At 65.5% G+C, this 23,937-nt stretch carries 15 protein-coding genes; 8 read left to right on the plus strand and 7 right to left on the minus strand.

Annotated features, from left to right (window positions below; genetic code table 11):
- Nucleotides 1–158 precede the first annotated feature (158 nt).
- From AC3WT6_RS02850 to AC3WT6_RS02860, 3 genes are all read left to right on the plus strand, one after another.
- Nucleotides 159–2,324 (plus strand): TonB-dependent receptor, encoded by a 2,166-nt coding sequence (locus tag AC3WT6_RS02850; protein ID WP_492652044.1) that lies wholly within the window; start codon nucleotides 159–161, stop codon nucleotides 2,322–2,324.
- Nucleotides 2,325–2,348: 24 nt separating this feature from the next.
- Nucleotides 2,349–3,053 carry an energy transducer TonB gene (locus tag AC3WT6_RS02855; RefSeq protein ID WP_492652045.1) on the plus strand — a complete coding sequence of 235 codons (705 nt, stop codon included), beginning with the start codon at nucleotides 2,349–2,351 and terminating at the stop codon, nucleotides 3,051–3,053.
- 95 nt (nucleotides 3,054–3,148) lie between these two features.
- Nucleotides 3,149–3,517 carry a hypothetical protein gene (locus AC3WT6_RS02860; RefSeq protein WP_492652046.1) on the plus strand — a complete coding sequence of 123 codons (369 nt, stop codon included), beginning with the start codon at nucleotides 3,149–3,151 and terminating at the stop codon, nucleotides 3,515–3,517.
- Between the two features lie 48 nt (nucleotides 3,518–3,565).
- Here the strand turns inward: AC3WT6_RS02860 and AC3WT6_RS02865 are convergent, their stop codons facing one another.
- The 3 genes from AC3WT6_RS02865 to AC3WT6_RS02875 all read right to left on the minus strand — a co-directional run bounded on the left by AC3WT6_RS02865 (nucleotide 3,566) and on the right by AC3WT6_RS02875 (nucleotide 8,176).
- On the minus strand, nucleotides 3,566–3,886 hold the full coding sequence (locus AC3WT6_RS02865) for a 2Fe-2S iron-sulfur cluster-binding protein (RefSeq protein WP_492652047.1): 321 nt from the start codon (nucleotides 3,884–3,886) through the stop codon (nucleotides 3,566–3,568).
- Nucleotides 3,887–4,059: 173 nt separating this feature from the next.
- The gene (locus AC3WT6_RS02870) at nucleotides 4,060–5,331 is read right to left on the minus strand and encodes a cytochrome P450 (protein ID WP_492652048.1); all 1,272 of its coding nucleotides are present in this window, start codon (nucleotides 5,329–5,331) and stop codon (nucleotides 4,060–4,062) included.
- A 184-nt stretch (nucleotides 5,332–5,515) separates the two neighbouring features.
- A complete protein-coding gene (locus tag AC3WT6_RS02875) occupies nucleotides 5,516–8,176 on the minus strand; it encodes a LuxR C-terminal-related transcriptional regulator (protein WP_492652049.1) in 2,661 nt (886 codons plus the stop codon).
- A 453-nt stretch (nucleotides 8,177–8,629) separates the two neighbouring features.
- Between AC3WT6_RS02875 and AC3WT6_RS02880 the strand changes: the two genes are divergently transcribed.
- The 4 genes from AC3WT6_RS02880 (at nucleotide 8,630) to AC3WT6_RS02895 (ending at nucleotide 16,358) form a co-directional block, all read left to right on the plus strand.
- Nucleotides 8,630–11,263 carry an efflux RND transporter permease subunit gene (locus AC3WT6_RS02880; protein ID WP_492652050.1) on the plus strand — a complete coding sequence of 878 codons (2,634 nt, stop codon included), beginning with the start codon at nucleotides 8,630–8,632 and terminating at the stop codon, nucleotides 11,261–11,263.
- 66 nt (nucleotides 11,264–11,329) lie between these two features.
- Nucleotides 11,330–12,685, plus strand: coding sequence for a DUF1329 domain-containing protein (locus AC3WT6_RS02885; protein WP_492652051.1), 1,356 nt, complete (start codon nucleotides 11,330–11,332; stop codon nucleotides 12,683–12,685).
- 106 nt (nucleotides 12,686–12,791) lie between these two features.
- The gene (locus AC3WT6_RS02890) at nucleotides 12,792–15,278 is read left to right on the plus strand and encodes a DUF1302 domain-containing protein (RefSeq protein ID WP_492652052.1); all 2,487 of its coding nucleotides are present in this window, start codon (nucleotides 12,792–12,794) and stop codon (nucleotides 15,276–15,278) included.
- 3 nt (nucleotides 15,279–15,281) lie between these two features.
- Nucleotides 15,282–16,358 (plus strand): WD40/YVTN/BNR-like repeat-containing protein, encoded by a 1,077-nt coding sequence (locus AC3WT6_RS02895; protein WP_492652053.1) that lies wholly within the window; start codon nucleotides 15,282–15,284, stop codon nucleotides 16,356–16,358.
- Nucleotides 16,359–16,407: 49 nt separating this feature from the next.
- Here AC3WT6_RS02895 and AC3WT6_RS02900 read toward each other — a convergent pair whose 3' ends face one another.
- The 4 genes from AC3WT6_RS02900 to AC3WT6_RS02915 are packed head-to-tail and all read right to left on the minus strand — an operon-like array spanning nucleotide 16,408 to nucleotide 23,103.
- Nucleotides 16,408–17,946, minus strand: coding sequence for a M28 family peptidase (locus AC3WT6_RS02900; protein WP_492652054.1), 1,539 nt, complete (start codon nucleotides 17,944–17,946; stop codon nucleotides 16,408–16,410).
- Nucleotides 17,947–17,949: 3 nt separating this feature from the next.
- Nucleotides 17,950–20,586, minus strand: a complete 2,637-nt coding sequence (locus AC3WT6_RS02905) for a TonB-dependent receptor (protein ID WP_492652055.1) — start codon at nucleotides 20,584–20,586, stop codon at nucleotides 17,950–17,952.
- 25 nt (nucleotides 20,587–20,611) lie between these two features.
- Complete coding sequence (locus AC3WT6_RS02910) at nucleotides 20,612–22,261, minus strand: alpha/beta fold hydrolase (RefSeq protein ID WP_492652056.1); 1,650 nt, start codon at nucleotides 22,259–22,261, stop codon at nucleotides 20,612–20,614.
- The gene (locus tag AC3WT6_RS02915; protein ID WP_492652057.1) at nucleotides 22,258–23,103 is read right to left on the minus strand and encodes an alpha/beta fold hydrolase; all 846 of its coding nucleotides are present in this window, start codon (nucleotides 23,101–23,103) and stop codon (nucleotides 22,258–22,260) included. Before AC3WT6_RS02915 ends, AC3WT6_RS02910 begins: the two co-directional genes overlap by 4 nt.
- 151 nt (nucleotides 23,104–23,254) lie before the next feature.
- On the opposite strand from AC3WT6_RS02915, the gene AC3WT6_RS02920 reads away from it, so the two are divergent.
- Nucleotides 23,255–23,926: a TetR-type transcription factor C-terminal domain-containing protein gene (locus AC3WT6_RS02920; RefSeq protein WP_492652058.1), complete on the plus strand. Its 672-nt coding sequence runs from the start codon at nucleotides 23,255–23,257 to the stop codon at nucleotides 23,924–23,926.
- The last annotated feature ends 11 nt before the right edge of the window (nucleotides 23,927–23,937 follow it).

Genomic DNA, 23,937 nt, shown 5'->3' on the forward strand with positions numbered 1-23,937 from the left:
AGCCTGCGCCAGCCGGCACCGAGCCTGCTCCCCTCTTGTCGAGGCATCGGCCACGCAGATCCGAGTCTTCACCGATCTCGGCTCTTCCCCGCTAGCGCGGCGCCGCCTGGCTCCCTTGCCTGGCGACGCCAGTGATGCCGCCGCATCCAAGGATTTCCATGACCCCCCGCTCCAACTCCCCGCGCCACGCCGCCTGCTTCCGCAAGCGGCTCATCGCCACCGCCGCGGCCTGCCTTTGCGCGACCCCGGCGTTTGCTCAGCAAGACCTCAGCCTGCCCGACCTCACCGTCGAATCCGCCACCACCACCGAACCGCTGGAGGCGCCGCTGGCCACTTCCACACTGTCTGCCGACACGCTGTTGCGGCAGGCGCCGGCAAGCAGCGACCTCGCCGGCCTGCTCAGCGTTCTGCCGGGCGTGAGCGCCTACGCCGCCGGCGGATTCTCCAGCCTGCCGAGCCTGCGCGGCCTGAATGACGATCGGGTCAAGGTGCTGGTCGACGGCGTGCCGATCGACAGCGCCTGCCCCAATCACATGAATCCGCCGCTGTCCTACACCGACCCGCAGACGGTGCGTCAGATCCAGGTGATCGCCGGAATCACGCCGGTCAGTCTGGGCGGTGACAGCATCGGCGGAACCATCGCGGTGGAAACCGCCGATCCGCGCTTTGCCGAGCCTGGCAAGACGCTCTTCGATGGCTCGATCAACAGCTTTTACCGCAGCAATGGCGATGCCGTCGGCGCGGCACTGAAGACCACGCTCGCCTCGGAGCGCCTGCACCTGAGCTACGCCGGTTCCGGCGTGCGCTCCGGCAACTACCAGGGCGGCGACCAGGATGGCGTGGTGCGCTCGAGCGAATACGAGAAGCTGGACCAGACGCTGAACCTCGCGACGCAGAGCGCCTACGGCTTGTTCGAGCTGCAACTGGGCTTGCAGCACTCGCCCTATGAAGGCTTTCCCAACCAGTACATGGACATGACTTTCAACCGCTCCGCCCAGGGCAATCTCAGGTGGCGGGAGGTGTTCGACTGGGGCGGCCTGGAGGCACGCGCCTACTACCGCGACACCGAGCACAGCATGAACTTCCTCGACGACAAGGGCGGCTCCGCGAACGGAGGCATGCCGATGGAGACGCGCCTGCGGACCGCCGGCTATCTCGTCAAGGCCGACATCCTGCTGTCGTCGCGGGATGCGCTGCGCGTCGGCAACGAGCTGCAGCGTCAGAGTCTCGACGACTACTGGCCGCCGGTGCCGGGCAGCATGATGATGGGCCCCGATACCTATCTGAACATCAACGACGGCCGCCGCACCCGGCTCGGCAGCTTCGTGGAATGGCAGGCGAAGTGGACCCCGCGCTGGACCTCGCTGCTGGGCCTGCGCAACGACCTGGTGTGGATGAACGCCGGCGACGTGCAGCCCTACTCCAGCATGGGGATGATGAGCGCCGCCGATGCCGCCGCCGCCAGCGCGTTCAATGCCGAGGATCATGCACGGCGCGACAGCAATGTCGACGCCACCGCGCTGCTGCGGTACACGCCGACGGAGGGGAAAACCCTGGAGTTCGGCTACGCGCGCAAGACCCGTTCGCCGAATCTCTACGAGCGCTATTCCTGGGGGCGTGGCTCGATGTCCAGCCGCATGATCGGCTGGTTCGGCGACGGCAACGGCTATGTCGGCAATCTGCAACTCAAGCCGGAAGTCGCCGACAGCCTCAGCGCCAGTCTGCAGCTCGACGGCCGCGGTGCGCGGCCCTGGACGGTCAGGGCGACGCCCCATTACAGCCGCGTGCACGACTACGTTGACGCGGTGAAGCTGAAAGACCTCTCCAAGGGCTTCGTGCAATTGCAGCTGAGCAATCAGGAGGCCGAGCTGTATGGCCTGGATCTTTCCGCCCAGGCCCTGCTGTGGAACTCGGCCACGCTGGGGCGCACCGGCGTCAATGCCAGCGCCTCCTGGCTGCGTGGCAACAACCTCGACGACGACGCGCCGCTGTATCACCAGATGCCGTTCAACGCGACGCTGGCGCTGGAGCACGAACGGCGCGGCTGGAACACGCAGTTGCAGCTGGTCGTGGTGGACGCCAAGACCCGCGTCGATCCCACGCGCGTAGAACCACAAACCGCCGGCTACAGCCTGGTCAACCTCGCCAGTGGCTATACCTGGGGCCGCTACCGCATCGACTTCGGTGTGGACAACCTGTTCGACGCCGGCTACGCGCTGCCGCTCGGTGGTCAGTCGCTGGGCGACTACGACGCCACCGGGGTGCTGCGGCCGGTGCCGGGGCGTGGACGATCGGTGAATGTCGGCTTCGGCATCCGCTTCTGATCGGCCTCGCTGTCCAGGCCTGGCGTGAATAGCGCATCGAGCCAGCGGCGTTTCCAGGTTCGTGGCGGCGCCGTGTTGGGCGTCGCCGCGAGCCTGCTGGTGCATGCGGTGCTGGCGGCCTTGCTGTGGCAATGGTCCTTCGCGTCCGGACCGTCGCCAACCACCGTGCGCCGCACCATCGAGGTTCGCCTGCTGGCCGTGCCCGCGCCGATGGAGGCGGCGCGGGAGCCGCCCATAACGAGGCCGGCGCCGCCTAGGAAAAGTCCGGCGGAGAGCCCGGCGCGCTTGCCTGCGAGGGCCGCAGGTGCTGAGCCTCTAAGCCCGACTTTAGTTCCGGAGTTGCCGCCGCTGCCATCGGCGCCGGCGGCGCCATCCTCAGTGGAAGACGCGACCGAAGCCCCGCTTCCGCCCGGCTCCGAGGCGTCACCCGCAGAAGCTCCTGCTTCGGGTGAGGACAGCGCGCTGGAGGAGGAATACCGGCAGCGCTTGTGGCTCGCCATCTCCGCCGCCAAGCCGCCCGGAATCCGTCTGGCTGGCAAGGCCGTGGTGTCGTTCTCGCTAGACACCAGCGGACAGATACGCTCGCTGGAGATCGTCCGCTCCAGTGGCAATGTCCTGCTCGACAAGCTGGCGCTGAGCTGCGTGCGCCGGGCCGCGCCGTTTCCGCCGCCGCCACCGGCGCTGTCGGCGAGCACGCCGCGCTTCTCCATCGCCGTCCAGTTCCATTAGCGGGCCGCCTGGCGAGACGCGCTGGTGTAGTGTCCTGGTTCGCGATCATCAGCCCTCGGCCAGATGCCGGAGGTCAATACCCAAGGATCCAGTAGGTGCTATCCGAACTCGACCCTCTGATGGACTTCCGTTGCCCGCACTGCGCGGCCTCGCTTCGCCTGCGGCGGGTTCCTAGGCAGCCGGGACCGGAGGGCCGCCTGGTCTGTCCGCTTTGCGCCGGTGAGCTGGTGGAACGCCGGCACCCGGCCATCGCCAACAACTGGCTGTGGTCGCGCTTCTATCTGCCCGGCGTCTTGCTCTGCGCGCTCGGCATCTTCCTGCCCTCGCTGGCCTGGCTGCTGCCTATTGCGGTGGCGGTGTTGCTGCTCGGCTTCGTCGCCCTGTTGGTCTACGTGGTGCGGGAGCGCTGGGGCTGGAAGCGATATGCGGCGCCCGAGCCCAGCGTGGACAGCGGCGGGCACTGATCGCCTGGCTCGGCTCCCGCGCTCGCCGCGAGCCCTGATTCCGCCAGCTCAGTGCTGACCCAGCGGCGTGTGCACGATGATGCCGTCGAGCTCCGCCGTCATCTTGATCTGGCAGCCCAGGCGCGAGGACGCGTCGCTGCCGGCGGCAAACTCCAGCATCGACTTCTCGAAGTCCGCCATCGGCGGCAGCTTGGTCAGCCAGGGCGGGCTGACGTGCACATGGCAGGTTGCGCAGGCGCAGGCGCCGCCACAGTCGCCGTCGATGCCGGGGATGAGGTTGGATACCGCGGTCTCCATGATCGAGGCCCCTAGGCTGGCCTCGACGCTGCGGGTGGTTCCGTCGTGTTCGATGAAGATGACTTTCGGCATTGCTTACTCCAGTGGATTTCCCTGGGTCGCCGGCGGGCCGCGCGGTGGCGGATCTGGCTATGCGAGCTCGGGCGGGGTCTGGCCCCGATGGGTCTTGATCGTTTGCGTATTGGCAGGTGCGCCCGCCTTGGGCCTTGCGCCGGCGGAGTTCTCCGCCAGCGCAAGGGGGCGCCTCAGGCGTTGATGCGGACCGGCAGCGACTCGTAGCCCTTCACGAACGGTGAAGGCACTCGCCGCGGCTCGCCGATGACCTCGATCTGCCCGGCGCGCGGCCAGCGCTTGAGCAACTCCTCCCAGAGGATGCGGATCTGCATCTCGGCCAGGCGGTTGCCGACACAGCGGTGGATGCCGAAGCCGAAGGACAGATGGTGGCGGGGCCGGGCGCGGTCGATGATGAAGGCATCGGCGTTGTCGATCGCCTCGGCATCGCGATTGCCCGACACGTACCACATCACCACCTTCTCGCCCTTGCGGATCTTCTTGCCGCCCAGCTCGGTATCCATCAGCGCGGTGCGGCGCATATGGGCCAGGGGCGTCTGCCAGCGGATGATCTCGGGCACCATCGAAGGCCCGATCAGCTCCGGGTTATCGCAGAGCTTCCGGTACTCGGCGGGATTCTGGTTGAGCGCCAGCAGCCCGCCGGTCATCGAGTTGCGGGTGGTGTCGTTGCCGCCGACGATGAGCAGCAGGATGTTGCCGAGGAATTCCTCCGGCGACATTCCGCGGGTGCGCTCGTCGTGGGCGAGCATGGAAATCAGATCGTTGCCGGGTTCGGCGTTGACGCGCTGGTTCCACAGGCCGGTCATGTAGGCCGCGCACTCGCCGAGGATGGCCATGCGCTGATCTTCGGAGTCGATCAGTCCCTGGCCCGGCAGGCTGGTCGCCACGTCCGACCAGTACGGCAGCTTCGCCCGATCCTCCCAGGGAAAGCCGAACAGCGTCGCCAGCATCTGGGTGGTGAGGTTGATGGAGACCCGCTCCACCCAGTCAAACGGCTCGTTGACCGGCAGGCTGTCGAGTGCGGTGCTGGTGCGCTGGCGGATCAGCCCTTCGAGCCTGGCGAGATTCTCCGGCGCGACGATCGGGCTCACCACCTTGCGCTGCTCGTCGTGCTTGGGCGGGTCCATGGCGATGAACATCGGCAGATAGGCTGCCTTGTTGTTCTCCAGGATGGTGATGCCGCCGTAGACCGATTCGGAGGAGAAGATCTGCGGGTTGGTATCAACCTGCATGATGTCCTTGAACTTGGTCACCGACCAATACGGTCCGAACTGGCTCTGCTTGCAGTAGTGGACCGGGTCTTCCTTGCGCAGGCGCTCGAAATAGCCCCAGATCTCGTCGCGGCGGAACAGCTCGGGATTGCTGACGTCGATGTCTTCAATCGGTATCGAATAGGCCCCGCTGCTGCTGTGGGCCGGGCACGCGCTAGGCGCGGTATTGCTCATGGTTCGTCTCCTAACGAAATGGCGATGGCTGCGACGAACCTGCAGTGCTTGCTGGCAGCCTGAACGCTGCGCAGGTCGTCGACGGGAGCATCCTTGCTCCGGGCCGTGCACAGCGTCACCTATCAATCGATCGGAAATCCGCGAGCGGTGCGCTACTGCCGGTCAGAAGGCTGGGCCGCCGGAGCTACTGCTGGAGGATGCCGTGGGCCCTGGCGGCGCGCAGCGCGGCGGTGCGGCTGCGCACGCCGAGCTTGCCGTAGAGGTTGTGCAGGTTCCATTTCACCGTGCCTTCCACCAGAAAGCAGCGCGCCGCGATCTCGGCATTGCTTAAGCCTTGTTCGAGCAGGGTGAGGATCTGCCGCTCGCGCTTGTTCAAGGGCTCGAAGGGCGCATCGCCGGCGGGCTTCTGGCGCAACTGCGCGCTATCCAGCGTGGCGAGGATGCGCTCGGCCCAGATCGCCTCCGGCTGGCTGCGCGCGGCGTCGGGGCAGGACTTCAGCCAGCGCCCCAGCAAGCGATGCAGCTCGCCGCCTTCGTCCAGAAACAGCCGCACATAGCTCTCCGCGCTTGCCAGCGAGAGCGCCTCGCGCAGCGCCGCGAAAGCCGCCGGCTCGTCGTTGCGCAGCTCGTGGGCCAGGGCCGAGAGGATCAATAGCTCGCAGAGCTTGTAGCGCTGCATCGCCGCGCGGGAATGCGCGATCAGCGGATCGATCAGACTATGTGCCTGCTCGAACTCGCCCTCCACCAGCGCCAGGCGGGCAAACAGCCGGCCGGCGCGGTCCCACTTCAGGCCGCCGGCGGAAGTCGCATCCGGCACCAGGCCGGCGGCCTCGGCGACCTGCCGGGCCTGGCCAGTGGCGCCGCTGCGCAAGAGCAGCAGCGCGCGTTCGGCGCCGAGGCTGATCGACAGCCGCGGAAACTCGCGCTGGATGCCGTAACGCTCGCCTTCGGAAAGGATGTCTAGCGCCGCGCCGATGTCGCCGGAGGCGGCGCGCAGGCGCGCGGCGGCGGTGTAGCCCAGGGTGATGGTGTCGACCGCGCCCTGATCGGGCAGCAGCACCAGCACATCGCTCAGCACATCGGTGACGCTGGCCAGCTCGTTGCGCTCATAGCGGATGAACGCCTCGACGCTGCGCAGCATCGCCCGCTGGCCGCCCAGGCCCGAGGCTTCGCGGCAGCGCTCCAGGCCGCGCTCGACCTCGGCCAGCGCGTCGCGATGCCGGCCCATCTTGATCATGGTGAGTGCGCCCACCAGAAACGCCCAGGTGGTGCCAAAGCCGGACTGTGTTTTGTTGTAGCCGATGTGCGCTTCGCGCAGGGCGGCGCTGGCGCCGGCGATGTCGCCCACGCACTTGAGGTGAAAGCCGTATACCGACCAGGCCGCCGCCGAGTAGAAGGAGTACTCGCCCGGGTGCCGCGCCAGCCAGGCCGATGCCCGCCGGCCGGCGCTGTCGTAGTCGTCCTGCAAGGCGCTGCTCACCGCCAGCTGCAGCTGCATCTCGTCGCCGGCGTCGTGGCTGGCCGCGCCGGCGCTGGCGCGCTGGAGGCGATCCTCGGCGGCGCTGAAACGGCGCTGGAAGATCAGTGCCCAGGCGGCGATCCGGTCCAGCTGCGCGTCGGAACGCGAGGCGACGTGCTCCCAGTGCTCGACCAGATCCAGCAGGGTCTGATGCTGCCCGTTCTTGAACACCAGGGAATTGGAAAGCTCCACCAGCCAGTCGCGCGCCTGCGGCAAATGCTCGGCGTCGGATTCCAGCAACAGGCGCACCGCGGCGGCACCGCTGCCATGCCGCCAATACCACTCGGCGGCCGCCAGCTGCAGCTGGGTCTTGCGCAGCGCGCGCTCCTGCGAGAGCGCACGCAGCATCGCATCCGAGACCAGGGGATGCAGATGGATCATCACCTCGGCCGCCGAGTCGTCCTGCTGCACGATGCCCAGCGCCAGCAGACGCGGCAGCTGGGTGTCGGGATCGGTGCGCGTGGCCGAGAGCGCGCGCAGCAGATCCAGCGGAATCTTGCCGACGCAGGCCAGCGTCCAGGCCATCTCGTGCTCGCTGGGTTCCAGGCGGGTCAGGAAGCGTTCGTAGATGTACTCGCGGACCGGCCCCAGCCTGGCGATGTTGCCGGGCACGTAGCGGCCGCTGTCCGGCGAGGTGGCGAGCGCCAGCTGCACCAGCGCCGGCCAGCCCTGGGTGGCGCGTAGCAGCCAGTCCAGCTGCTGCGCCTCCGGGTGCTGGTCGCGCAGCCTGGCGCAGGCTTCGATCTCGGCGCGGGTCAGGGCCAGCGTGCCGGCATTGATCCAGCAGGCCTTGCCGCGCGCGGTGAGCTCGCCAAGTGAAACATCGAGCGCCACCGGTTGCAGGGTGATGAAGATGCGCAGATGCGCGCCGGCACCGGCGAGCAGGCGTTGCAGGTAGAGCCGGCTGGGGCTGCCCGCCAGGCAGTGGGCATCGTCGAACACCAGCCAGGTCGGCCGCTGGGCATCGGAGAGGCGGTCGGCGATCCGCGAGAAGCGGTCGGCGCGATCGGCCTCGTCATCGAGCGCCGATTCCCACAGCCGGCTGCCGGGGCCAAACAGCGCCAGCGAGAGCCGCTCCAGAAACACCGTCGGGTCGCGGTCCTCGTCGGTGAGCGACAGCCAGACACGTAAGGTTGCCTTGGGCGCCCGACGCAGCCAGCTGCGTGCGAGCACGGTCTTGCCGAATCCGGAAGGCGCTTCCGCGACCATGATCGGCTGACCCTTGTCGAGCGCCAGCAGGCGCTGCCGGTCCAGCTCCAGGACAGCGGGGTTCTGCAAGCCCACGGCCGGGCCTTCGGCGACTTCGGCCGCGCGGCTGGCTTCCACGTTGTTCTCCTCGTCTCCACCAGTTTTTACTGGCCTTTCCATCATTCGCGGGGAAGCCTAGCACGCCATCGGAGCCATTCCAGGTGCTGAAAAAATCTCCTTCCGAAAGTTGGGTGACGGCTGGTTTCGGCCCGGCGCACCATCTTTGCAAAGAGCAATAAAGCGCCACGGCGAGCTGCCGGCACCGTGGCCAATAGTGCGTTGCAGAAGGGCTGCAAAAGCCCCGAAGGAGAGACGATGAGGTTTGCCTTGATTGATGCCGCCGCGCGGAGCTATGGACAGCGCCCGCGTGGCTTGGGGAAGCGAATGCTTCCCGCCCCGCCACGGACCATCCGCTGCCGCTGCAAGCCCGCCTGAAGGGCGGGCTTTGACCTGATCGCTCCAAGCGCTGTGCGCAGGCGGCCGCAACGGCCGTCGCGCTGACTACTTCATTCATTACTACCAAGGCTGGGCATGCACGACTCCCGCAGTGCCTTTTCACAGGCGTTTGTACGCATCACCGAGCCGCTGATCTTCAGCCGGCGCCGGATCACCCTCACCGTGATCGCCCTGATCACGGCGGTGCTGGGCTGGCAGGCGACCCATCTGAAGATCGACACCGGCTTCGACAAGCAGCTGCCGCTGGGTCACCCCTACATCAGCATCTACAAGCAGTACCAGAAGGAGTTCGGCGGCGCCAACGTCACCCTGGTCGCGCTCACCCGCAAAAGCGGCGACATCTACGAAGCCAATTTCATGGCGACGCTGCGCAAGGCCACCGACGCGGTGTACTTCACGCCGGGCATGGACCGCTCGCGGGTCAGCTCCATCTTCACCCCCGACGTCCGCTATCTGGAAGTCGTCGAAGGCGGCTTCGCCGGCGGCAATGTCGTGCCGGCGGACTTCAAGCCGACGCCCGAGGGCCTGGCGCAGGTGCGCGCCAACGTCGAGAAGGCCGGCATCACCGGCCGGCTGGTCGCCAATGACCAGCACGGCGCGATGATCTTCGCCGAGTTGCTCGAGCGCAATCCGGTCACCGGCGAGAAGCTCGACTATCTGGAAACCGCGCACCGGCTCGAAGACATCCGCCGCCGCTTCACCAGCGCCAAGCTCTACGAGTACCGCCTGGCCAAGGACGTTCCGCCGTTCAAGGCCGGGGAGCTGGTCAAGCGCGGCTACGTCGACGAGCGCGGCTGGAGCTTTCCGCTGCGCGGCTTCGAGCTCAGCCAGACCGGCGCCGACGGCGTCGAACAGACGCTCAGCCTGCGTGGTTACCAGCTGGAGGTGCGCGAGGCGGAGAACCCCGACTACAACGCCGATGTCGAGGTGCACATCATCGGCTTCACCAAGGCGGTGGGTGACATCGCCGACAGCGCCATCGAGGTGTTCAGCTTCTTCGGCCTGACGGTGTTCCTGGTCTGGCTGCTGCTCTGGCAGTACTGCGGCTCGCCGAAGGTGGCGCTGCTGCCGCTGGCCTGCGGCGTGCTGGCGGTGATCTGGGAGCTGGGCCTGCTGCATCTGGTCGGCCTGGCTCTGGACCCGTTCGCGGTGCTGATGCCCTTCATCGTGCTCGCCATCAGCACCTCGCACGGCATCCAGATCACCAGCTTCTGGCTCAACGAGGTGGCCGACAACGGCCTGCCGCCGTTCGATGCCGCGCGCGCCACCTATCGCCGTCTGGTCATCCCCGGCCTCTCGGCGCTGGCCACCAACTTCGTCGGCTTCGGCACCATCCTGCTGATCCCCATCGACATCATCCGCGAGATGGCGATCAACGCCATGCTGGGCCTGGCGGCGATCGTGCTCTGCAAGAAGATGCTGCTGCCCTGCCTGCTGACTTTCGCCTCGGTGCCGGATCCGGAGAAATTCCGCCTGCACCAGCAGCGCCGCGACCGCCGCTTGGCGCCGATCTGGCATGCGCTGTCGGCGATCACGCTCAAGCCGGTGGCGGCGACGGTGCTGGTCGTCGCAGCCGGCCTGTGGGCCTGGGGCGAGTGGGTCGCGCAGGATCTGAAGATCGGCGAGCTGCACGCCGGCGTGCCCGAGCTGCGCCCGGACTCCCGCTACAACCTCGACTCCGCCGAGGTGGTCAGCAAGTTCGCCATCGGCGTCGATGTGCTCAAGGTGGTGGCCGAGAGCAAGACCGACGGCTGCATCGACCATGCGGTGGTCTCGCTGATGGACCGCTTCGCCTGGCGCATGGAAAACACGCCGGGCGTGCAGTCCACCCTGTCGCTGCCCAAGCTGCAGCAGAAGGTGTTCAGCAGCTACAGCGAGAGCAATCCGAAGTTCAACACGCTGCCGCGCGAGAGCGGCGCGCTGGTCATCACCGTGCAGCCGTTCCCGAGTTCCACCGGCCTGCTCAACGAGGATTGCAGCGCGATGCCGGTCCTGGTGTTCACCAAGGACCACAAGGCCGAGACCATCGACGGCATCGTCGCGGCGGTGAACAAGTTCATCGCCGAACAGCCCGCCGATTCACCGGTGAAGTTCCGCCTCGCCACCGGCAATGTCGGGGTGATGGCGGCGGCCAACGACGTCATCAAGGACACCGAGCACACCGTGCTGCTGTGGCTGTTCCTGGGCATCGGCGTGTGCGTGCTGGCCTCGTTCCGCAGCTTCGCCGGCCTGATCTGCGTGCTGGTGCCGCTGGCCCTGGTGCACATCGTCTCCTACGCGGTGATGGTGCATCTGCAGATCGGCATCAAGATCTCCAACCTGGCGGTCGCCGCCTTCGCCGCCGGCATCGGTGTCGACTACGGCATCTACATCTACAGCGTGCTCGAGGAGAACGTCTTGTCCAAGCGCATGAGCCTGCGCGCGGCCTACGAGAACACCCTGCACCAGACCGGCAAGGCGGTGATCTTCACCGCGCTGACACTGGCGGCGACGGTCTGCACCTGGCTGTTCTCGGGCCTGCAGTTCCAGGTCGATATGGGGATCTTGCTGACCATGATGTTCGTCGCCAATGCGGTGGCGGCGGTGGTCCTGCTGCCCGCCTTCGCGGCCTTCCTGCTGCGTCCTGGCAAGGAGACCGAGGCCGCGCCAGCCGCGCTTGCCGCTGTCGTTCCCGCTGTTCATTCCGGGCAGCTCGACGCTGCCCGGTGAGTCATCCACGGCTGCGTAGGGATACGCGCTGGGTCTTATGGAAATTGTGAGAGGAGATGAAGTGCGATGAAAAAGTCGATCTATCTGACCGCCCTGCTGGCCGTCTATCTGTCTGGTCCGGCGCTGGCCAAGGTCTCGCCCGAGGAGGCGGCCCAGCTGGGCCAGAAGCTCACTCCGGTGGGTGCCGAGCGCGCCGGCAACAAGGAGGGAACCATCCCCGAATGGACGCCGGCGGCCCAGAGCGGCGCGCTCAAGGGCAACTTTCCCTCGGACCCGACGCTGAAGAATGAAAAGCCGCTGTTCACCATCGACGCCAAGAACGCCGCGCAGTACGCGGCGAAACTGACCGAGGGGCACAAGGAGCTGCTCAAGCGCTTCCCGGCGACTTACAAGATGAACGTCTACCCGAGCCATCGCAAGGTCAATTTCCCGCAGAAGATCCTCGATGAAACGGTGAAGAACGCCACCCGCGCCGAGCTGGAAGGCGTCGACAATCCCAAGGGCGCCTACGTCGGCTTTCCCTTCCCGATCCCGAAGAGCGGCGCCGAGCCGATCTGGAACCACCGGGTGAAATGGCGCGGCGACGCGGTGCGTCGCTACAACAACCAGATGATCGTGCAGCAGGACGGCAAGTTCTCGCTAACCAAGATCGTCGAGGACGTGAAGTTCTATTACGCCAACATCGGCTCGCCGAACCCGCCGGAGCTCAAGCCCGGCGTCGACTTCCTGCGCTATCTCTCTGAAACCATCGCGCCGCCGCGCATCGCCGGCACCTTCATCCTGGTGCATGAGAAGGCCGGCTTTGGCACCGAGGGTCGTTCCGCCTGGCTCTATGCGCCGGCGCTCAAGCGCATCCGCCGGGCGCCGGCGGTGTGCTGCGACAACCCCTACGAGGGCACCGACGGCCACCAGTTCTACGACCAGGTGGACATGTACAACGGCGTGCTCGAACGCTTCAGCTGGAAGCTGGTCGGCAAGCGCGAGGTCTACATCCCCTACAACTCCTACAAGATCGCCACGCCGCCGACCAAGTACGCCGACATCGCCCGGCCCAACCACGTCAATCCCGAGCTGCCCCGCTACGAGCTGCACCGGGTCTGGGTGGTCGAGGCCGAGAACAAGCCCGACCAGCGCCACACCTTCAAGACCCGCCGCATCTATCTGGATGAAGACAGCTGGAACATCGTCGCCATCGACGACTACGACCAGCAGGGCGTGCTGATGCAGTTCCAGGAAGGCCATCTGGTGCCCTCGTTCAACGTGCTCGCCGCCAGCACGCTGCCGGAAGTGATCTATCACCTCAACTCCGGCCGCTACTTCGTGACCACGATGATCAACGAAGACCTGCCCTACGACTCGACGGTGACCTACAACGACAACCTGTTCGAGGCCGATACGGTGCAGAAGCGCACCTCGAAGTAAGCCCCGTGTGAGTCCCGCGCGCTGCTGGCAGCGCGCGGGATCTTCCAAACAAGCGAAACAAACGGTGACGTGCGGCCCTTTTGCGCCGTGCGCTGGGGGAGGTTTTATGACCAAGATGAAAAAGTACGCGATCCATGGCGCGCTGGCGCTGCTGCTGGCGGCTCCGTCGGTAGTGCCGGCCGCCGAATTCGATTTCAGCCTGCTCGACACCGATTTTCGGGCGGTGCTCAACGACACCCTGACCTTCGGCGCCTCCTGGCGCGTCGAGGATAGGCAGGACTATCTGGTCGGCAAGTCGTCGCTGAATCCCGATGTCTGCGCCGGCGTCTACCAGTCCTGCCAGGGCCTGCACCGCACCCAGAGCTATCCGGCCGCGCACCTGCGCGCGGCGCCCGGCATGGCCTCCAACAACTTCGACGACGGCAACCTCAACTACGACCTGGGCGAGATCACCCAGGCGCCGCTCAAGCTCTCGCAGGACCTCAACATCAAGTTCGGCGACTTCGGCTTCTTCTTCCGTGGCATGGGCATCTTCGACGTCGTCAACTACGACGGCTTCGACGACCGCTACTACAACCGCATCACCGCGCAGAACGCCGGCCAGACCGGCATCACCAACGACACCGGCATCAGCAACCGCTACCTGCCCAGGGTCTATGGCCACGGCGCCTATCTGACCCAGGAGCGGGATGGCCGCGAGGCCCGCGAGATCGGCCTGCGCTACGACCTGCTGGATGCCAACTTCTACGGCACCACCAAGCTGCCCGGCGAGCGCGACCTGCTGTTCCGCATCGGCCGCCAGACCGTCAACTGGGGGCAGAGCACCGTCGCCCTCATCAACAGCATCAACCAGGCGCAGCCGGTGAACGCCAACAGCCTGCACCGCCTCGGCTTCGGCCTGCTGGAGGAGCTGTTCGTGCCGGTGGGCATGGTCCGCGCCAGCACCGAGGTGATCGACGGCCTCACCGTCGAGGGCTATTACCAGTACGAATGGGAGCCGATCGAGATTCCGACTCCCGGCAGCTATATGTCCTTCGTGGACATCGGCACCGACAACAAGCGCGGCTCGGTGAACGCCGCCTTCGGCGGCTCGGCGGATGATCCGGACCATGTCGGCTCGCCGCTGGACAGCCCGCTCACGCTCATCACCCCGACCACGCTCACCATCGACCGGCTCGCCGACAACACGCCCAGCAACCAGGGGCAGTTCGGGGTGTCGTTCAAGTACTTCGCCGAAAACCTCAACGACGGCACCGAGCTGGGCCTGTACTTCGTCAACTACCACTCGAAGCTGCCCTATGTGAGCTTCCAGTCCACCGACGCCAGCTGTGCGCGGCGCGAAGGCAATGCGCTGGGGCTCGATGCCCGCAACACCAGCGAGTTCCTGCGCGCCTGCCCCAACCTGCCGGTGACCGCGCTGTCGGCGGCCTCGGCGCTGGCGCTGGACGCGGTTTCCCTGATCGCGCAGCGCCCCGGCGTGCTGTTGAATCTCGGCACCGATGTACTGGGTCTGGCCAACCTGCTGATCCCGCAGCCGGGAGTGGGCGAGACCGACTCGCTGCCGCTGGATACCGCCAAGCTGCAGGTGGAATACCCCGAGAACCTGCAGATGTTCGGCCTGGATTTCACCACCACCTACGGCGACTACTCTTTCCAGGGCGAGCTGAGCTATCGCCCGAACCTGCCGATGCAGGTGGCGCTGATCGACCTCGCCTTTGCCTCGTTCGGCCCGACGCTGACCCGCTGCCATGACCAGGCGCTCGGCTGCTATGGCAGCACCGCCACGCTGGGCTTCACCGAGGACGGCGGCGCCAACTACAGCGTCTACGACCAGAACAACTTCACCGACGCCAACGGCAACAACCCCTATCCGGACACGGTGAATCTGGTGGTCGGCTCGGCGCCGGGCTCGGCGCGCTCCTTCCCCAACTTCATCATTCCCTACCGGGGCGGCACGGTCGGCGAGAACGCGCCCAACAGCTACATCCAGGGCTGGATACCCGGCAAGGTGGCGCAGTACAACCTGGGTGCGACGCGGGTGCTGGGCGCTTCGGAAAACTGGATCCACGCCGACCAGGTGATCCTGCTCTACGAACTGGCCGCCACCCATGTGCTCAACATGCCGGACTTCGACCAGTTGCAGATCGAGGGGCCGATGACCGCCACCACCCATGCCAGCGCCGGTGCCGACGGCAGCGGCGCCGATGGCTCGCGCCTGGCCTGCTCGACCAACCCCAGCTGCACGGTCGGCCCGGACGGCCTGCGCTTCAATCCCTTCCAGGCGCCGCGCAATGCCTTCGCCGATGCCTTCTCCTGGGGCTATCGCATCGTCGGCCGCATCAGCTACGAGTCGGTGCTGCCGGGCATCAGCGTGCAGCCGCTGTTCATCTGGTACCACGACATCCAGGGCAATTCACCGGGCCCGGCGGGCAACTTCGTGGCCGGCCGCAAGCAGCTGAGCTTCCTGCTGGAAACGCGCTACGGAAAGTCCTACGCGATGACGCTCGCCTACAACGCCTTCTTCGGCGCCGGCAGCAACAACCTCTACCAAGACCGCGACAACCTTGGCCTCTTCTTCAAATACCAGTTCTGAGCCATGAACACAGGCAAGACCGTTTCGCATGGAAGCCGCAAGGCCTGTCTCTTAGGCCTGCTGTACGGTGCCGCCCTGCTGCTGAACCCGGCGCAGGCGGCACCCGGCAAGGCGATGCCGGCGGAGATTGCGGCCAAGGCCGAGCACAGTCCGATGACCAAGATTGTGCGCGCTGGCGATCAGCTCATCGCGGTCGGCGCGCGCGGCCACATCCTGCGCTCCACCGACGGGCTCGGCTGGCAGCAGGTGCCGGTGCCGGTCAATGTGCTGCTGACCTCGGTGTACTTCCTCGACGCCAAGCTCGGCTGGGCGGTGGGGCATGACGCCAGCATCCTGCACAGCCGCGACGGCGGCAAAACCTGGGTCATGCAGAACTACCAGCCCGATCAGAACCTGGCGCTGCTCGACGTGCTGTTCCTCGATGCCCAACGTGGCTACGCGATTGGCGCCTACGGCCTGGTCATGGAGACCCGCGACGGCGGCGCCACCTGGGCCAAGAACGAGTCCGAGATCGCCAGCGCCGGCCTGCACCTCAATGCGCTCAGCCGGCTCGGCGATGGCTCGCTGCTGCTGGTGGGCGAGGAGGGCATGTTGGCGCAGTCGCGCGACGAAGGCGCCAGCTGGCAGCGGCTGCCTTCGCCCTATGAAAGCTCGCTGTTCGCGGTGCTGCCGCAGGGCCAGAGCGGTGCGCTCGTCGCCGGCCTGCGCGGCAATGCTTTCCGCACCGAAGACGTCGCCGCCGGACAGTGGGCGCGGCTGGATAGCCGCAGCACGCAGTCGGTGTTCGGCCTGACCGGCCTAGGCAACGGCCGGGCGGCGCTGGTGGGCGCCAACGCCAGCATCCAGCTGTTCGACCCGGCGACGGGCCTGCGGCCGCTGCCGCTGCGCAGCGCGCAACCGCTCGCCAAGGACGGCCCCCAGGCGCCGCCGCTGACGCCCGCCGGCACGCTGCCGAACGCCCAGGAGCTGGGTGCGTTCTCCAGCGCCCTCGCCTACCGGCAGGGCCTGGTCAGCGCCGGCGAGTCCGGCCTGCATTACTGGCAACTGGAGGTGGGGCGGTCGAGCGAAACCAAGCCCTGACCAGCGCCAGAATCGCCAGCAGCGCTTCTACCCAGCGGCCACCGCTGCGCTATTGCGCAGAGGCATTGTTGTTCGTGGTGGCAAGCCCAGCGCAGCTAGGCAAGCTGGTCCTGCGCGGCGGTGCATAGATCCCCTGACGGATTTCCACCACGCTGGTCCGCCCCAAATCCTCGATGATGGATATCACCGCGCGGGTCAGCGGCAGCAACGAGGGTTCATGGATCATGTTCAGGCGATCGGCTGGATCGAACAGGTACATCGGCGCAGTCAGAAAGCTGACTATCGGGGTCAAAGGGTGAAAGAACGCCGCGTCGGTCGGCGGATGCTTGCTGGCTGGAGACGGGAAGCCTTCCACCGGCATGATCAGCGAGCGGTCCAGATGCTCGGCGCAGATGGCGCGAGCGACGCTTTCCTCTAAGCGAGGGATGAAGCTGGTGAACCACCAGCGCACCTCAGGACGCTCGGTTGGCACCAGATGGCCATCCACCACCTTCGCCTCGCGTGCCGCGTGCTCCAGGTGCACTTCGGCAACCACCTTCTCCTTCAAGAAGCTGGCCTGACTGTTGGCGAAGTGGATCAGGCCGGCGCCGCCCGACATGTGCCCGCCATTGAGCAAGAACATCAGGTTGTGCGGCCTTTGCTCACGTGGTACCTGCGCCCAGTAATGCGCCTGCGCCAATACCAGGGCCACGCCGCTGGCGTCCTCGACCGCGGAATTCCAAGGGCCGTCGTGATGGGAGCCGATCACAACCCATTCGTCGGTGCGACCTGGCAGGACCGCAATCACATTGTGCGAGCGGGCCTTTACCTGCTCCCTCAGCAGGTTGATACGCGCGTGACGATAGCCGCCAGCCATCAGGGCTTTGAGCCGGTCGCCATTGGCTCGGCTCAGGTATAGCCCAGGAATGCTGCGTGGCACTGCGTCGTAGGGGACGAAATAGTGGTCGGTCTGCCAGGGGAAGTCGAGGATGCCGATAAAACCTTTCGCCCCCGACTCGATGTCCGGCTCCATCACGTTCGAGAAACGCGGTCCCAGTGGCCAGACCTGGGTCAGTGTGTCGAATTCACGGCCGGGATCGTAGGCCCAAGTCGCCACTTGATCGCGCATGCGCGACTGCGGCGTCGACAGCAGGCCCAATTCCACCACGGCGAGCTTGCCGCGCTCGCCGGCGCCCGGCTTGGGGGTGAGTATCAGTTCACCTACCAGGTTCTCGGCGTTCGCCGACAAGGGTATTGGCCAGGAGTCGATGGCGATTGCGCCCGCCTCATCGCCATCGCGCCAGACCTGCAGTGACCAGTGTTTTGGCTCCCAGCGCAGTACCTCGATAGGGTCCAGCTTGACGTCTCGCAGCCCGAGCGCGATGAACTGCTCCCGCAGCCACTCCTCGGTGCGGTCGTCGGCGGCGTAGCCGGGCCGGCGGATGCCCAGTTGCTCCACCGCCGAGATCCAGCCCTTGATGGTGGCGCTTGACGCTGGCTTTGGGGTTGGTGGTGAGGTATCAACGGCCGGAGCATGTCCGCAGGAGATGCACAGCAGGGCGACCAGCAGTGGCAAGAGTCCGCGCAGGCCGGGCTTTGTGGCGTGCATGCTTCAACCTCCGAAGTTGTAGCGGAACGACGCGTAGATCGTCCGCGGCGAGTCCAGTCCCTCGGCATCTATGCCGGTGATCAATTGCCCGTGACGGATGGTCACTCGCTCGTTGGTGAGGTTCTCACCCTGGATGCGGAAAGCCCAACCGGTCAGCAGGTTGCCGATGCCGATGGTGGCTCGCCAACGGATCACCGCCTCCTGCTGAAAGCGCTCATCCAGGCTGGTGTCGGAATACTGCTTGGACTGATAGTCGAAGCCACCGCCAGCCTGCATTCCGAGGCCATTTGCCGAGAGCGGCAAGGTGATCATCCCCAGCGAAGTTCCGGAGAACTTGGGGGTTAGCGGGAACGGCTTGCCGGTGACGTCGCAGAGTGGGTCCGAGTCACCATCGGTGTTGGCGTTGTCCGGCGCGCAGGCATTGTTCTTGAAGTCCAGATACTCGGTGTCGCTGAGCCCCAGGGTGGAGAACAGGGTGAACCAGTCGGTCACCAACCATGTTAGGTCTGCCTCTATGCCTTGAGAGCGCGCCTTGGCTGCGTTCTGGACCATGGTGGACCCCAGGCCGACGCCGGTGCTCGAAGGCTGACTGACCAGTACCTGAAAGTCATCGACATCGAGACGGAACAGAGAAACGTTCAGACGCATGCGGCCGTCAAGCAGCGTGGACTTGAAATCGAGGCCCCAGTCGGTCGCAGTTTCGGGCTCGAATTGCAAGGTGTCAGGTGCTCCGTCGAAAGAAAATGCGTTGAAACCACCACCACGAAATCCCTTCGCCCAATGCAGGAACAGGCCGTAGTCGTCCCCGGGCTCGAAGTTCAGCGAAACCCTATGGGCGATGTTGTCTTCGGAACGACTTAGGTGGTGCTCGTACTCGTTTACATTGAGCAGAGGCAGCAGGATCGACGGGCTGGAGGAGTAGTACTGGTTGAGATGCGCCTTCTTGGACTCATGGTTGAAGCGAAGGCCGTACTCCAGGCCCCAGACGGGGGTCAGCTGCCACTTCAGCTGAGTGAACGCCGCGGCCGCCTCAGCTTGCTGATCGAAGTCCTGGGTCACTTCCTCCGTGTAGCGCGAATTGGTGGTCTGGAAGATCGGGGGAATCAGCGGATAGACCAGGCTCAAAAGTCCGCGTGCCAGCCCAGGGACTGGGCTGTTCTGGGCGGATGTGGTCGAGGCGATCAGCAGATCGAGGTAAGAAAGTCCGAATCGAAACACGATGCCATCGCCGTTGATGTCGCGACCCTGGTAGTACAGGCCCGACAGCACATTGCTGTGGCCGAGGTCGGCTCCAAACAGGCTGTCGATACCCAGCAAGCCGTCGAAATCCGGCGACTGCAGTCGGAGTTCCCCGGTCAGCGTCGGCGAGGTGTCCTTGTCGCCGGCGAAGATCGCCGGCACCGGTGTGGCGTCGGTATCGAGTGCGGCGTCATCGCGCAGTACCGAGTACCCGGCGAGACCGGTGAGTCCCCAGTCGCCGAGCTCCGCCTGCCATTCGGCGTTGAAAGTATCGATTGCTACGTCGCGGTAGTCGGGGTCGTTGATGGTATTGACATGGTTGGCGCGGATGAAATCAGAGTTGGGCTCATACCGGCGTATGGCGGCCTCCAGCGTGGCGGTCGGGTTGTACATCTCGAGTCCGGCGCCGCTGAGGGCGACCTTCACGGTCTCGGCGCTCAGCTTGAGCGTCGAGCCGCCCAGATCGACGAAATCCAACTTGGCTCGCAGGCCCTTGCGGCGGGTGCCGCGGCCATACTCCGATGCGCCGCTCAGTGAGGTTTCGGTGGCGCTGTTGCGTACAAAGCCCTGTCGCTCGTCGGAAAGTGCGGCAAGGCGGAAGTTGACCACGCCCTCCACCAGCGGGCCGCCGACGGCGGCCTCGACGCGGTGCCGGTCAAAATCGCCGTACTGGCTGTCGATGAAGCCGGTGAACTCGTCGGTCGGCGAATTCGTGATGAGATGAATCAAACCGGCAGTGGTGTTCTTGCCGAACGAGGTGCCCTGCGGCCCCCGGTACACCTCCATGCGTGCGAGGTCGAAGGTTGCCGAGGTGAAGTACTCCAGGCGTGTGTACGGGACGCCATCGATGGCGACCCCCGCCGGAGGCTCAAAAGCCTTGTTGTTCTGGTCGGTGCCAAAGCCACGGATACGCGGCAGGATGAAGTAGCCGGCGTCGACAATCTTTACGTTGGGGGTATAGAGAGCCGCAGTATTGAGGTCGGTGATCGACCATTCTTCGATGAACTTCTCGTCGAGTACCGAGATTGAGATCGGCACGTCCTGAATCAATTCAGCCTTTTTCTGGGCGACGACGACGATGTTCTCCAGCGTCTTCGATGGTGTGCGCTCGACCCTGGCCGGAGCGTCTGTTCGCGGCAGTTCCTGTACGGCAAGGGTCTGCAAAGGCTTCTCTGGCGAGGTGTCCTCGCTTTTGTCACCGGCCGCGGCGGGTTCGGTGTTTGCCTGATCGGTTGTGCCCGGAGTCGGCGCGCCCGGCTCGGTCGTGGTCGGCTTGCTGGGCTCTGCCAACAACGCCTCCAGGTCATCCTGGGCTGTCGCAGACAGCGGACAAAACATGGCGCCGGCAGCAAGGCAGGCGATCGTCAGGGCTTGATTCAGTTTGTGGTTGTGGTGGCTCAAGGCCTTCTCCTCCTTCTCTAATTTCTTATCGAATGACTGCGGGCCTTCGACTGTCTGTCCACAGTGGCCAGTGAACATCGGTCGCGTACCGGTTTGGGTCGCCCGACTCGATGAATCCGCGGAGCCCGGCGACCATTTGCTGGTGGATAGCTTCGCGCTCAAGGGCGTTGTCCTCGCTCCAGGAGAAGCGGCCGAAGTTCGGAATTTCGGTCTGGAAGTTGCCGAACAGGAAGGGCACGTCCAGCCCGTGGTAGCTGCCAAACAGGTGTCGCCAGGGTTCGGGTTGGTGATTCCACTCGAAGCGGTAGCCGTAGACCGGCACCCCGGTCTGCGCGAGCCGGTCGGCCGCCGTGGCCACCTCGCGGCGCGCATATACGTTCAGTAGTGGCACCATCACCTTGTACTTGCACCAGCCCCACCAGGTCATAAAGCTGCTGCGGCGCAGGTCGGCGCGCCCGCTGTTCATCAGTTCCCAGAATTCGGCGGGCTTGGTCTTGGCGACGACCGGGAAGGCGAGGAAGCTCATCTCGTTCGCGACGATGCCGAACAGGGTGGGCACGGCATTGCTGAAGTCGCGTGTCGGGTTCTCGTCCCGAGTGTTTAGAACGGTTCCGTCTTCACCACCGGCCAGTGCGCGGATGCCGTAACCGGCATTGATGAGCTGCTCGGTGGAGCGGGCGTATAGATAGTCCCGCAGCGCCACTCCCTGAAGCGGCGCGTCCTGGCTTGGCTTGGCTGCGGGTGTTGCCGCTGTCGGTTGCGCCACCGTGCCCGCCTCCTGGGCCTGCGCCGCCTGCTGCGACAGCGATTCAGGAACGAGGTCGAGCGGTGCATTCGGCGCGGCTCGGGCCTGACGCTCGAACTGCCGTAGACGGTCGATCAATTGGCTGGTCCGTGTCGACAGTTCATCCTTGCTGCTCGACACCGGGAATCCAGACAGCACGACGGCCCGCTTGAACTTGCCGGTAGCCAGAGGGGAACGCTGCATTGCCCAGATGCTCACCGCGCCGGCCGAGTGGCCCATCACTGTGACGTTGGCCGGATCGCCGCCGAAGGCGTTGACGTTGCCCTGCACCCACTCCAGGGCTTTGATCTGGTCCAGCAGCCAGAACACGCCGGCATCGTCCACCGGATCGCCGGTCTGTAGCGCGGGGGTGTTGATGCCTCCGAAAAAGCCCAGCCGGTAGTTGATGGAGACCACGACCGCGTTCAACTCCAGGCTCAGGCGTGAGGCTTCATAGGCACCCAGGGACGCCGCCCCTACCACGCCGCCGCCGCCGTGGATAAAGACCAATACCGGTAGGCCGCCGGCCTTCGCCGGCGCCCAGACGTTGAGGTAGAGGCAGTCCTCCGACCCGTAGGGCCGGTCAAAGCTCTGCGGGTCATCGCTGCCGTAAAAAGTGCCGGTTTGAGCACAGGGCTCGCCGAAGGCACTTGCCTCCAGGACGTCCTCCCAGGGTGAAGGATTACGGGGTGCCCGCCAGCGCAGCGAACCTACTGGCGGTTCGGCATAGGGGATGCCCAAGTAGCGGATCACGCCGGCATGCAGATGTCCACGCACGGCGCCGTAAAGGGTCTGTACTGGCGTAGGTAGATCGGCGGCGGTCACTTTCTGCGGCGATAGAACGGCATACAGGGAAATCAGCGACGCAGACAACAGCTTTCGGGTACTCATCCGGCAGAAGCTCCAGCAGGGGCGATGGACGAAGGCGACGCCGTAGCCGAAGTCGGAGACGGGATTGAGGCTGCGAGGAAGCGCTGCACTTCGAGGTTGAATTGGTCCGGTCGCTCCATCGGCAGGGCGTGGTGCGAGTTCGGAATGATGCTCAGCCAGGCGTTGGGCATCTGGGCGACGTAGGCCTTCTTGGCGGCGTTGGACGTGTAGTCGTTGTCGGCACCGATCACGAGGGTCGGGCAGGTGATCTGACACAGCTCCGATTCCACGCTCCAGCAAGTCAGCGCCTTCAGGGTTTGCAGATAGCTGCGCTTGCGGTTTTGACCAAAGCGCTCGATGAACAGCCGCTGCAATGCGATATCTGCCGGGAAGAGCTTGCGGGCAAGAACGCGCGCCATCGCCGTCATCCCCATCAATCGAATCAGCAAGAGGCGTTGCCAAAGCATGCCGCGCAGGCGCCAGGTTTTTGGAATGAAGCTCGGCGAGCTGTTGACGATGACCAGGGAGCGAGTCTTGGTTGGATAGCTGCGCGCGAACTGGAAGGCCACCGCGCCACCCAATGAGAGGCCGACTATGTCGGCTTCCGACAGGCTCTGGTGATCCAGCAGTTCGGCGAGGTCGGCGGCGAAGCCGGCGACCGATGCCGGCGTGTCGCCGAAGTCTTCCGAGCGGCCGTGACCGCGCAGGTCCATAACCAGCACGGTGTGGTCGCGGGCCAGGGCCTCCAGTTGCGGCGACCAGTCCCGGGCGCTGGAACCCAGACCGTGGATCAGGACCACCGCCGGGCCACTGCCATGGCGTTCGTAGTACAGCTTCGCCCGATGGATCACCGCATACGGCATGCCCTGTCTTCCTCCCTTGCGTCCGACTCCGCCAAACCTTGGCAGTGTCAAAATCTAAGCTAACGTTTGTTAGTGTTTGATGAAATGTATATTGCCTTAGAACTTCAAACAAGCTACCGTTGCCAAATCAACCAATGTAACGATTGTTCTAATGTCTGCCTCCGCCCGAAAGATTTCCGCACACCGCCGCATCGCGGCCACCGACTCGGTGTTGCCGCCGGACGTCAATCCGGGAGGCACCCGTGGCGAGATTCTTTGCGCCGCTCTGGAGCTGTTCGCGGAGCGTGGCTACAGCGGCACCTCGGTGCGTGACATCTGCACCAAGGCCGATGTCCAGGCGACCACGCTGTATGCGCATTTCGGTTCGAAGGAGGACGTGCTCGCCGAGATCATCCGGCTGGGGCATGACGAGCATTTCCGTCGCCTCCGCAGTGCCCTGTTGGAAACCCAGCCTGAGCCTGCCAAGCAGCTCGCCGCTCTGGTCCGGGCGCATGTGATCGCGCACTGCAAGTACTCGATGCTGGCGGTGGTCGCCAATGCCGAGCTGCATGCGCTGCCGGAGGCCAAGGCCGCTCCCGGCCTGGCGATCAATCGCCAGAACGAGTCCTTGCTTGCCGAGGTATTCGAGCGCGGCATCCGCCTGGGGACTTTCCATGTTCCCGACAGCTTTCTGGCCCAGCGGGCGATCGGCAGCATGGGCATGCGCGTCGCCTACTGGTACGGCCCGGATTGCGGTCGTACGCCGGAGCAGGTGGCGGAGGCCTACGCGGAATTGGCGCTCCGCATCGCTGGCGTGCGCGGCGAAGGCCAGACACAGCCCTAGGCCGCGCGCGA

The organism is Stagnimonas sp. FW305-C-60 (genome assembly GCF_058782965.1).